Here is an 11,343-nt window from a genome sequence, read left to right on the forward strand (position 1 = left end):
GCCAGGCCCTCGCTAACGTGGAATCAGGATCCACTGGTGCGTCTGTCGATGAGTGAACTCCAGCGCCTGAAGGGGCAGCTGCCACCGGAAATGCAGAGCTGGGTGTTCGTGGAAGCGGCCGCCTCCGCCGATCCACCCCTGATCACCATCGAGGAGATCGGTCGTGACGAGGTCGAGATCCAGGTCGACCTGGAGAGCTGGGACCAGCTGGCCCTCGACCACCGCAACCTGCTTTTCTGGCATGAGGTGGGCCGCATCCAGAACGATGCCGTTCCCCGCGATGGCTGGGAGATGGCGGCCCTGGCCATCGGCCTCGGCGGCGCCATCGGCGAACTCTGGGTGCAGGACGGCCTGCTGCTGCTGATGGCCCTGGGCCTCTCCGGCTTCGCCGGCTACCGGCTCTACCTGAAGAACAATTCCGAAAAGCGCCTGCAGGACGCCATCGCGGCGGATGAGCGGGCGATTGACCTGGCCACCCGCTTCGGCTACAGCCTGCCCAACGCCTACAAGAGCCTCGGCGGTGCCCTCAAGGTGCTGGTGGAGCAGACCCGCAAGAAGAAAAAGCGCGGCTTCTACGAAGACCGGCTCGAAGCCCTGCGCAAGAGCGCCGAGCGGGCCCGCGCCGAGATGGCCCAGCAGCAGGGGTCCCGTCAGTCCGTCACCAGCGAGAACGTCTATGGCTGAAGCCTCCGCCCCAGCACTCAGCACCATCGACCCCCAGGACAGTGAGGCCCTGGCCCGCCTGGCCGCTGACGCCTGCGACGACCGCAAGGCCGTGGACATCCGCCTGATCCGGGTCGATGAAGTGTCATCGCTGGCCGACTGGTTCGTGATCTGCAGCGGTCTGTCGGACGTGCAGGTGCGTGCCATCGCCCGCTCAGTGGAAGACCGGCTCGAAGCCGAGGCGGGCCGTCTGCCGCTGCGCCGTGAGGGCCAGGCCGAAGGACGCTGGGTGCTGATCGATTACGGCGAGGTGATCGTGCATGTGCTCACCCCGGACGAGCGCAGCTTCTACGACCTGGAAGCGTTCTGGGGCCACGGCGAACAGCAGCGCTATCTAGGCTCTGCGCAGCTTTCGGCGTCCTGACGGACGCATCACGTCCGATGGCTGGCCCGGCGATCGACACCCCCTGTCCGGTGCCGCCGGAACAGCGTCCGCTGGAGGAGTACGGCCAGCTCTGCCGCTCCTGGTTCTTCGCCTGGCCGTCCAACGATCTGGCCGGGCTGCTGCGGCCCCTGGCGATCAGCTGGCTGCTGGTGGCACCGCTCACCCTGCTGATCGCCAGCGGCAGTGTGCCCCTGCGCCATGACCCGCCACGGTTGATCCTCTCGGGCCTGGTGGCGGCGGTGGTGGTTCCCCTGCTGCTGCTGCTGCGCCAGTGGCTGGGCTGGACCTACGTGCACAAGCGGCTGCTCTCGGAGCGGGTGGAGTACGAGGAATCCGGCTGGTACGACGGCCAGGTCTGGGAGAAGCCGCTGGCCTGGCGAAGTCAGGATCTGCTGGTCTCCAAGCACCAGGTGCGGCCGGTGCTGCGGCGGCTGCAGCAGGCGTTGGCCCTGGCCGCTGGCCTGCTGCTATGCGGGACCAGCCTCTGTCAGGCTCTCTGAACCTCTGCCGGGCACCCGCAGGTCGGAGGTGTTCACCCGCTGATTCATGACGTCCGCATGACTCTGTCCTCCAGCTTCGGCAGCTCCCGGCCCGGGATTCCGCCCCTGGAGGTGCGCCTCCTGCGGGAGGGGATTCCGGAATCCAGCCACCGGGTTCACGCCGTGGTGTGCGATCAGCGCGGCCGGGTGCTGATGCGGGCAGGCGACCCCCAGCGGCTCAGCTTCATGCGCTCGGCCCAGAAGCCGTTCCAGGCCACCGTGTTCGTGAGCTGCGGCGCCGCCGACATGGGGGACAGCAGTGATCGGAGCCTGGCCATCGCCTGTGCCTCCCATGCCGGCACCCCCGCCCATGCCCGCGAGGCCTTCAGGCTGCTCTGGCAGGCGGACCTGGAAACCGAGCAGCTGCAGTGCCCCGTTCCCGCGGGCGCCACCAGTCCGCTGGAACACAACTGTTCCGGCAAACATGCCGCCTTTCTGGCCGCCTGCCGGCGCATGGGCTGGTCGCGCGAGACCTACCTGCTCGATGACCATCCCCTGCAGCAGGAGGTGCGCAAGCGGGTGGCGGAGCTGCTGGCCCTGCCTGCGGCCGAGCTGGTGTCGGCGCGGGACGACTGCGGCGCCCCGACCCTGCAGCTGCAGCTGGCCCAGATGGCCCTGTTGTTCGCCCACCTGGGAGCCTCGCAGCAGCCCGACCTGGAGCGGCTCTCGCGGGCGATGCTGGCTCACCCCGAGCTGGTGGCCGGCGAAGGCCGCTTCGACACCGAACTGATGCGCCACAGCCACGGCCAGGTGGTGAGCAAGGGCGGCGCCGAGGGCATCCAGTGCCTCAGCCGCGTGGGGGAGGGCCTGGGCGTGGCGATCAAGGTGGAAGACGGCTCCTCCCGCGCAAAGCACGCCGTGGCGCTGCACCTGCTCGAACAGCTCGACTGGCTGATGCCCATGACCCTCGATGAATTGCGGGGCCGCTTCCTGCAACCCGCGCCGCACCTCCAGCTGCAGGTGAACGGCGAACTGCGCTTCGACTGAGCCACGCTTCAACTGTGCTGCCGGGCGGGGCTTCAGGGGCTCCAAGGTTCAGGACGGACACCCCAGGTGTTATCTTTCTGGGGTCGCCGCGGGGTAGAGCAGTCTGGTAGCTCGTCGGGCTCATAACCCGAAGGTCGCGAGTTCAAATCTCGCCCCCGCCACCAACTTGACGATCTCAATCAAGCTCTCGGATTCCCGGGGGCTTTTTTTGTATCCAGCCCGATCCTGGTGCCATCCCTGCATCCCCAACCTTCCAGAACTCCGTGAGCGAATTCCACCAGGCCGTGCTGCTGTTCAGCCTTGGGGGAATCGTCACCCTGGCCACGGTGGTGATGATCCTGCGGGGGCATTGGTACTGGCAGGGCCGCGATCCCTTCGACCCCTCCTGATCCGGTGATCTGATCCAGCCTTCCGTGCTCTCCCACACCGTTCGCCCCGCGCCATGACCGACACGCCCCTGCTGGACCCGGGCATCGCCTGGTTTCTGCTGATCGCCTTCTCGGTGCTCTGGATCAGCCTCGGGATCTGGTGGGGCCGCCGCGGATCCGGCGGCGATGCGGACGATTATCTGCTGGCCGGCCGCAACATCGGTCTGGCCCTGAGCACGGCCACGCTGATGGCCAGCTGGGTGACGGGCAACACCACCCTGGCGGCCCCGGAGGTGGGCTACACCCTTGGTCTCTGGGGCATGTTCGGCTACGCCCTGGCCGGCCTGGGGCTGCTGCTGTTCGCCCCCCTGGCGATCCGGATCAAGCGGGTGATGCCCACGGCCCGCACCAGCGGCGACTTCGTGCGGCTGCGCTATGGCCGCTTGGTCTGGGCCGTGTTTCTGGTGATCACCATGGTGTACACCGCCGGCTTCCTGATCACCCAGGGCATGGGGGCGGGCCTGCTGCTGCAGGCGCTCTCGGGCTTCGATTACCGGCTCGGCATGCTGGTGGTGATCGGTGTGTCCACCGTCTACACCCTGTTCGGCGGCATGCGCGCCGTGGTGGGCACGGACTTCATCCAGTCGCTGCTGATCATGGCGATCCTGGTAGTGGTCGCCGTGCTGGGGTACAGCCACTTCGGCGCCGGCGAGATCTATGCGCGCCTGGCCAGCGATCACCCCTCCCGCCTCAACCTGCTGCTGCCGGCGGGCCTGCTGTTCGCCTGGAACACGGGCCTGTTCAGCATGGGAGAGGTGTTTCACAACAACATCTGGTGGTCGCGCGTGTTCGCCAGCCGCGAATCGGTGGTGTTTCGCTCCTTTGTGTTCGGCGGCTTCGCCTGGTTCACCGTGCCGATCGTGACCGGCTCGATCGCGCTGATGGCCCTGGCTCAGAACTTCGAGGTGCCGCAGGTGAACATGGTGTTTCCGATCGTGGCCGCCAAATTGCTGGGTTCGGCCGGCGCCATGATGGTGTTCGTGATCATCTTCTCCTCGCTCACCTCCACCCTCGATTCGCTGCTGGCCTCCACCGCCGATCTGCTGGCCGAGGATGTGTACGTCAAGATGCTGCGGCCCGAGGCGAGTGATGCCGAAGTGAAGCGCGCCGCCCGCCAGATCGTGGTGGGGCTGGGCCTGGTCACGGTGCTGCTCTCCTGGAACTACATCACCTCGATGTACCAGTTGCTGCTGTTCACCGGAGCGCTGGTGGCCTCCACGATCTGGCCGATCGCCTGCGGGCTCTACTGGAAAACGGCGAACCGCACGGCCGCCCTGCTGGCGATGCTGATCGGGTCGGCGGTGGGGCTGACGGCCTACGTGCTGATCGCTCCCTACTGCGCCGCCCTGCTCTCGGCCAGCGTCTCGGCGCTGGTGATGGTGATCGGCACCCGCCTGGCCCCGGAGACGTTCGACTGGCGAACCCTGGCCCGCACCTGATCACCGCTTCCTTTCTGCCGCCATGGCTCGCTTCCGATCCGCCGATTCCGATTCCGCGCCTCCCAGCCCCAGGCCCCCTTCATCCCGCTGGCGGCTGCTGTCCAGGCGCAGTGGTGTGGGGGCCGGCCTTCTCCTCGCCGGCCTCTGGGGGCTGGCCAACCTGGCCGGCAGGGCGGCGGCATCGCCTGCCACCCCTGACGACGCTCCGCAGCTGCTGGCCGGCAGCCTGCTGTTCCAGCTGATCGTGCAAGGCAGCATCGTGGGCCTGCTGGCCGCCACCTTGATCCTGGTGGGCATCTGGCTGCATGAACTGCGCCACGGCCGGGTCTGGTGAGACACGGGGGTCAGGCCCTATCGGCGGGTCACAGACATTTCGGCGGCAAAAACGAAAAACAATCGTAAAAGCCCTGGCTGAGTTACATCGGCTCCCACCACCGTGGCGCCAGGTGTGGAACGATCGGTCAGGCGCACGAATCGGGGTGACAGCACTGCAGCGACGGCGAACCGAACTGATCGATGCGACCCAGTTCGATCGCCACTGCCCGGACGTGTACGGCAGCGCCCACCCCAAGGCGCTGCTGGCCAGCATCCCTGAGATCGGCGAGCCGCTGCAGCCCCTGGCCACACAGCACGTGATCGCCAGCGGCCAGTTCGAGGCGGGCACCCTGCTGCAGCTGTTCCGGCTGGCGGCCAAGTTCGAGAGCAACCCGGAGCGCTACATCCGCATCAACAAGCCGCTCACCGGCAAGATCCTGATCAACGCCTTCTTCGAGCCCAGCACCCGCACCCGCCTCTCCTTCGCCAGTGCCTGGCACCGCCTCGGCGGCGAGACGATCACCATCGGTGACCGCTCCACCACCGGCATCGCCAAAGGGGAGTCTTACGCCGACATCGGCGAGATGTTCAACCACTACGGCGACTGCGTGGTGCTGCGCGACTCGGTGGAAGACTCGGTGTATCAGATGACCCGCTCCCTGCGGATCCCGATCATCAATGCCGGCAACGGCACCGATGAGCATCCCACCCAGGCGATGGCGGATCTCTACACGATGTTCAAGTGGCGGCCGGAGCTCTGCCAGGCCGCCGTGCCCGCCAGTGCCCAGGTGCGGATCGGCATCGTGGGGCTGCCGAACCGGATGCGGACGGTGCGGAGCCTGCTGCGCACCCTGGCCCACTTCCCCACCATGGCCCGTGAGGTGGTGATCTTTCACGACCCGGGCCTGTCCCCGGAGCAGATCTTCGATCCGGGGCAGCGGGAGGAACTGGAGGAAGCCGGGCTGGTGCTGAGCACCAGCACCGACCTACGCAGCGAGCTGGGTGAACTGGATGTGATCTACATCAACGCCATCGCCTGGGTGGGCGACGGCTATGAGACCCACGGCCGCAGCTTCCGGCTCAGCGCCGATCTCCCCCTCAAGCCCGGCGCGATGGTGCTGCATCCGCTGGCCCGCGGCGTGGAGCTCTGCACCAGCCTCGACCGCACGCCCCACAACTGGTACTTCTCCCAGGCCCGCGGCGCCGTGTTCGTGCGCATGGCCCTGCTCACCTGCATGGTGGAACGCACCGAGCGGGTGCTCGACGTGATCTGACCTGACCAGCCCAACCGGCCACTGCGGCCCATCACTTCCCACGCCCCAACCCAGAGAGGAACGAATCCATGTGCGGCATCGGCGGCATCGTCCATCGCCATCGCGACCAGCCGGTCGATCCCCAGATCCTGGTGAACATGGCGGCGATCCAGGTCCACCGCGGCCCGGATGGTTTCGGCTACGAGGTGCTCAACGACGCCGGCGTGGGCTTCTGCCACGCGCGCCTCTCAATCATCGACCTCAATGAGCAGCGGGCCCGCCAGCCGTTCCTCTCGGAGGACGGCCGGGTGCTGATGGCCCACAACGGCGAGTTCTACGACTTTCAGCGCATCCGCGCCCGGCTGGAGGCGGAAGGCGTGCGCTTCACCACCAAGAGCGACTCGGAGATCCTTCTGCGGCTCTACCTGCGGGACGGCCTGGCGCGCACCCTGCCCCAGCTGCGCGGTGAGTTCGCCTTCGCCCTCTACGACCGCGGTGATGACAGCCTCACCCTGGTGCGCGACCGGTTCGGCATCAAACCCCAGTACTGGTGCGAAACCGACGACGGCATCGTGTTCGGCTCGGAGCTGAAGGTGCTGTTCGCCCATCCGTCGGTGCAGCGGCGCTTCAGTGCCACCGGCCTGTTTCACCAGCTGATGCAGACGATGGTGCCCGGCACCACCGCCTTCGAAGGAATCCAACAGGTGAAGCCCGGCCACCTGGTGCGGATCAGCCGGCGAGCGGGGGGCGAGCTCAGCATCACCGACGAGCGCTACTGGGATGTGGACTTCCCCAGGAGTCACGACCGCGACCGGGGCCGCAGCGAGCAGGAGCACGTGGACGCCGTGCGTGAGGCCCTGCTCGAAGCGGTGGAAGCGCGGATGGTGGCGGACGTGCCGGTGGGTTGTTATCTCTCCGGCGGCATCGACTCCTGCTCGATCCTGGGGCTGGCGGCGGCGATCAGCCAGAACCCGGTGAAGGCGTTCACGATCGGCTTCGACGACAGCCGCTACGACGAAACGCCGATCGCCCGGGAGATGGCCGAGGCCACGGGCGCCGAGCAGGACGTGATGACCCTGGCGGCGGCGGATCTCTACGGCCACCTCGAGGCCACGATCTGGCACACCGAACGCACGATCTACAACACCCTGGCGGTGGCCAAGTACCTGATGAGCCGCCACGTGCACGCGGTGGATTACAAGGTGGTGATGACCGGCGAAGGCTCCGATGAGCTGTTCGGCGGCTATCCGGCCTTCCGCCGCGACATGTTCCTGCACGGCCTCGACGAGCTGCCGCCGCAGGAGCGGCAGGAATGGGAGGAGGCTCTGCAGGAGAGCAATGCCCTGGTGCAGGGGGCGATGCTGGCCGCTGACGCGGTGGAGGATCCCGCCCTTGAGGCCGTGGTGGGCTTCACCCCCAGCTGCCTGCAGCCCTGGCTGGCCTGCGCGCCCCTGGTGCCGCCGTTGCTCCATCCGGAGCTGCGGCAGGAGCTGGAGGGATACCGGCCCGGCGCCGCCATCGCCGCCACCCTCGATGGCGATCAGCTCGAAGGACGCCATGCCCTCGACAAGGCCCAGTACGTGTGGATCAAGACCATGCTCGAGGGCCAGATCCTCACCTGGGGGGGCGACCGGGTGGACATGGCCAACTCGATGGAGGCCCGCCCGGCCTTCCTCGATCACCACCTGGCCGCCGTGGCGGTGCAGGTTCCGCCGGAGCTGCGCATCAAGGGCCGCACCGAAAAATACGTGCTGCGCGAAGCCATGCGCGGCCTGCTGCCGGAGGTGCTCTACAAACGCGAGAAGTTCGCCTTCATGGCACCACCGGCCCACACCGATGCCGCCAAATGGGGCCGGATGATGGAGCTGGCGGATCAGTACCTCAGCGACACGGCGATCGAGGCGGCTGGACTGTTGAGCGTCGAGGGCGTCCGGGCCCTGTTCGCCCGCCATGACGATCCCCGCACCACGGCCGCCGAACGGGTGCAGATGGATGCCGTGATCAACCACCTGCTCGGGGTGCAGATCATGCACCGCTTCTTCGTGGCCGACGATGTGCCGGCAAGGGCAAGGGCCGAGGCCGACCGACTCGGGTGGACGGTGTAAGGACGCTCAGGCCACCCGGCGCCGCAGCCCGGGCCAGGTCCAGCGACGGCGGGCGGGGCGGATCGGCTCCACAGCCGCCAGCCCGGGCTGGGTGAGCGAAGCAGGTGCGGCAGCCGGCACGGCAGGAGCTGGTGGCACGGCGGCCGTATGGCTTGAAGGCACGGCGACCAGTGGCGGAAATGCACTGGTGGGCGCAGGCAGACTGGCCAGCACCGGCAAGGTGTCGCGGAAGGAGGTGTAGTAGGGCTGCGTGGTTTCCGCCAGGATCTCCCGCAGGGCCACCAGGGGATCGGGGTGGTGATCGACGCGGAAATCGTGCAGGGGATACAGCTCCTGGTGCATCACATAGAGCGCTGCCGACTGACGACCGCGGTGATCGCCACCGGCCGCCTCACCGGCCTCCAGGGCCCGCATCAACCGCTCGCTGAAGGGCAGATCGGCAGCCAGAGCAGCCTCATACGCCGCGGCCATCGCCTGCACCGGTTCGGGACCCGTGAGGAAATTTCCGGCCACCGAATAGCCCTCACCGGTGTGATGACCCGCCCAGCCACCGCAATGGGCGCCGGTCCAGGCGGCCGCCCGGCCATCAGCGTCGACCAGATGCACCTGGCGATGGTCGCGGCCCGGATCGTCCTGCATCAACGAGTCGAGCACCGTCTGGGCGACGGAGACAGGCTGAGGCGTGCCCCGCAGCAGGGTGAGACGATCCAGGCCCCAGGGTCCGAGCAGGGGATTGGTCGACGACTGGGTGGCCACAGCTCCCACACCAGCGCGGGCATGGGGCACGAGAGAACCCACCGCCAGGTGCTTGGTGGCAACGGCTACGCCGGTCATGCCGGTGGACGGATCCCAGGCGACGATCGAGTAGGTCATCGGGGGCGGGAGAGGCGTTCCCAGGCCAGAAATAGTGGTGTTGACGTTAGGTAAATCTGCTGGTGGCGCTGTCGTCATCGCCACCATCCGAGCCACCATCCGAGCCGCCAGCGGAACCACCAGCGGAGCCGTGCAACAGCCGCCTCCAGAGCCCATCAGGTTCCAGGCCCGAATCCAGACCTGATCGAGATCTGGTCAAGACCTGATCGAGACCTGATCGAGAGCTGATGAAGACCAGAATCGACGACAACGATCGAGAGCAGCTTCAGCTCCGCCGCCGCCGCGTTCCTTGACCCTCTCCAGCGACCCCCGATCCAGCCACCTCCTGGCCGGCGCCCAACCGGGCGGATCCAGCCTGCCCGCGGCCAGTCCCGAACGCCTGCCGGCGCTGTCGATCAATGACACCCGGCTGGCGGACCGCCTCGAGCAGCTGGGCCGGATCGGCCGGCAACCCTCCGGCGCGATCCGGCGGCTGGCCTTCAGCCCGGAAGACCTGCAGGCCCGCGCCCTTGTGCAGGGCTGGATGGAGGAGGCCGGTCTGGAGGTGCGGATCGATGCGGCCGGCAACCTGATCGGCCGGCTGGCGGGCCGGTCGCCGCAGCGTGGCTGCCTGGCCACCGGCTCCCACATCGACACCGTGCCCTCCGGTGGGCTCTACGACGGCGCCCTGGGGGTGATGGGCGGCCTCGAGGTGGCCCAGACCCTGCAGGAGGCGGGGGTTCAGCTGGACCACCCGCTCGAGGTGATCGTCTTCGCCGATGAGGAGAACACGATGGTGGGCTGCAAGTCGATGGTGGGGCGGGCTCCCGCCGAAGCGGAGGCCTACCGCACCACGATCGGTGAGCCGATCGCCACCTGTCTGGAGCGGATCGGCGGCGACTGGCAGCAGCGGAGCACCGCCCAGCGGCGCCCCGAAGACCTCGCCTGCTTCCTGGAGCTGCATGTGGAGCAGGGGGGCGTGCTCGAAGCGGTGGGCAAGCAGATCGGCGTGGTGGAAGGGGTGGTGGGGCAGCAGCGCTACACCATCACGGTGGACGGCCAGGCCAACCATGCCGGCACCACACCGATGGGAATGCGCCGCGATGCCCTCACCACGGCGGCCCAGCTGGTGCTGGCGATCGAGGATATGGCCCGCCATTTCCCCGGTGATCCGGTGGCCACGGTGGGCAAGCTGCAGGTCTGGCCCAACGCGGCCAACATCGTGCCGGGGCGGGTGGAGATGACGCTCGACATGCGCGATCTCTCCCACGACGTGATTGATCACATGCGCGCCCACCTGCAGCGCAAGATCGAGAACATCGCCGTGGCCAGCCGCACCCGCATCGCCCTGGAGCCGCAGTTCGTGGTGGATCCCACCCCTGCGGCGGCGGCCGTCCAGGAGGTGATCGTGCAGAGCTGCGAGGCGCTCGGCTACAGCCACACCCACCTGCCGAGCCGCGCCAGCCACGACGCCCAGGAGATGGGCCGTCTCACCCTGATGGGCATGGTGTTCGTGCCCAGCCGCGACGGCGTCAGCCATTCGGCCCAGGAGTTCACCTCGCCGCAGCAGTGCGCCGCTGGGGTGCAGGTGCTGCTCGACAGCCTGCTGCGCCTCGATCGCCAGCTGGCCTAGCAGTAGTTTCGCCGCAGCGATTCCCGCCGCCCCTTGGTGCCGGCCTCCTCTTCCCCTGAAGCCTGGGACGCGATCGTGGTGGGGTCAGGGGCCACCGGTGGGGTGGCGGCGATGGTGCTGGCGGAAGCCGGCGCCCGGGTGCTGGTGCTGGAGGCCGGCCCTGATCTCAGCCCGCGCCAGGCCCTGGGCAGCGAACCGGCCAACAGCCTGCGGCGGATCAGCAGCCTGATGGCCGGCAGCCAGCGCCTGCAGGCCGAGCACCCGGGCTACTGGAAGGCCAACCCACGGCTCTACGTGGATGAGCGGGCCCTGCCCTACAGCACGCCGCCGGATCGGCCCTTTCTCTGGAGCCGCGGCCGCCAGGTGGGCGGCAAGAGCCTCACCTGGGGGGGCATCACCCTGCGGCTGTCGGAGGCGGAATTCCGGGCTGCCGACCGGGATGGCCACGGCCCCTGCTGGCCGATCGGCAGCCGTGATCTCGATCCCTACTACAGCCGGCTGGAGCGGTTTCTGGGGGTGCACGGCGGCCGCGATGGCCTGCCCCAGCTCCCCGATGGCGACACCCGGCCTCCCCTGCCCCTCACCCCGGCGGAACGGCACCTGGGGGCCAGCATCGGGCGCAACCTGGCCCTGCCCCTGATCTGCTCGCGCGGCTTTGCCTTGCACCGGCCCAGCCCGGAGCAG

Annotated in this window: 11 protein-coding genes, 1 tRNA gene and 1 pseudogene; 12 read left to right on the plus strand and 1 reads right to left on the minus strand. The window is 68.3% G+C overall.

Annotation, left to right across the window (positions count from 1 at the left end; translation table 11 throughout):
* The first annotated feature begins 48 nt into the window (after positions 1-48).
* The 10 genes from VB716_RS15530 (at position 49) to asnB (ending at position 8,174) form a co-directional block, all read left to right on the plus strand.
* Positions 49-684 (plus strand): DUF3318 domain-containing protein, encoded by a 636-nt coding sequence (locus VB716_RS15530; protein ID WP_197154924.1) that lies wholly within the window; start codon positions 49-51, stop codon positions 682-684.
* A complete protein-coding gene (gene rsfS, locus VB716_RS15535; RefSeq protein WP_197154922.1) occupies positions 677-1,087 on the plus strand; it encodes a ribosome silencing factor in 411 nt (136 codons plus the stop codon). The genes VB716_RS15530 and rsfS overlap by 8 nt, the downstream gene beginning before the upstream one ends.
* 17 nt (positions 1,088-1,104) lie before the next feature.
* On the plus strand, positions 1,105-1,608 hold the full coding sequence (locus VB716_RS15540; RefSeq protein WP_197154912.1) for a CGLD27 family protein: 504 nt from the start codon (positions 1,105-1,107) through the stop codon (positions 1,606-1,608).
* Between the two features lie 57 nt (positions 1,609-1,665).
* Entirely contained in the window at positions 1,666-2,634 is a 969-nt protein-coding gene (locus tag VB716_RS15545) for an asparaginase (RefSeq protein ID WP_197154910.1), read from the plus strand.
* A gap of 87 nt (positions 2,635-2,721) precedes the next feature.
* Positions 2,722-2,798, plus strand: a tRNA-Met gene (locus VB716_RS15550).
* Between the two features lie 99 nt (positions 2,799-2,897).
* Positions 2,898-3,023 carry a hypothetical protein gene (locus tag VB716_RS15555; RefSeq protein WP_255518211.1) on the plus strand — a complete coding sequence of 42 codons (126 nt, stop codon included), beginning with the start codon at positions 2,898-2,900 and terminating at the stop codon, positions 3,021-3,023.
* Positions 3,024-3,076: 53 nt separating this feature from the next.
* Positions 3,077-4,501 carry a sodium:solute symporter family transporter gene (locus VB716_RS15560; RefSeq protein WP_197170026.1) on the plus strand — a complete coding sequence of 475 codons (1,425 nt, stop codon included), beginning with the start codon at positions 3,077-3,079 and terminating at the stop codon, positions 4,499-4,501.
* 22 nt (positions 4,502-4,523) lie between these two features.
* Positions 4,524-4,835: a hypothetical protein gene (locus VB716_RS15565; protein WP_197159369.1), complete on the plus strand. Its 312-nt coding sequence runs from the start codon at positions 4,524-4,526 to the stop codon at positions 4,833-4,835.
* 154 nt (positions 4,836-4,989) lie between these two features.
* Positions 4,990-6,090 (plus strand): aspartate/ornithine carbamoyltransferase family protein, encoded by a 1,101-nt coding sequence (locus VB716_RS15570; RefSeq protein ID WP_231598299.1) that lies wholly within the window; start codon positions 4,990-4,992, stop codon positions 6,088-6,090.
* Positions 6,091-6,158: 68 nt separating this feature from the next.
* On the plus strand, positions 6,159-8,174 hold the full coding sequence (gene asnB, locus VB716_RS15575) for an asparagine synthase (glutamine-hydrolyzing) (RefSeq protein WP_323270956.1): 2,016 nt from the start codon (positions 6,159-6,161) through the stop codon (positions 8,172-8,174).
* A 6-nt stretch (positions 8,175-8,180) separates the two neighbouring features.
* Here asnB and VB716_RS15580 read toward each other — a convergent pair whose 3' ends face one another.
* Positions 8,181-9,047 (minus strand): DUF1028 domain-containing protein, encoded by an 867-nt coding sequence (locus VB716_RS15580; RefSeq protein ID WP_197170023.1) that lies wholly within the window; start codon positions 9,045-9,047, stop codon positions 8,181-8,183.
* 289 nt (positions 9,048-9,336) lie between these two features.
* Between VB716_RS15580 and VB716_RS15585 the strand changes: the two genes are divergently transcribed.
* Together VB716_RS15585 and VB716_RS15590 are read left to right on the plus strand one after the other, a co-directional pair.
* The gene (locus VB716_RS15585) at positions 9,337-10,659 is read left to right on the plus strand and encodes a Zn-dependent hydrolase (RefSeq protein WP_323270957.1); all 1,323 of its coding nucleotides are present in this window, start codon (positions 9,337-9,339) and stop codon (positions 10,657-10,659) included.
* A 111-nt stretch (positions 10,660-10,770) separates the two neighbouring features.
* Positions 10,771-11,343: pseudogene (locus VB716_RS15590) on the plus strand (GMC oxidoreductase); the annotation flags it as partial.

Source organism: Synechococcus sp. CCY9201, from assembly GCF_034931105.1.
GTDB lineage: Bacteria > Cyanobacteriota > Cyanobacteriia > PCC-6307 > Cyanobiaceae > CBW1002.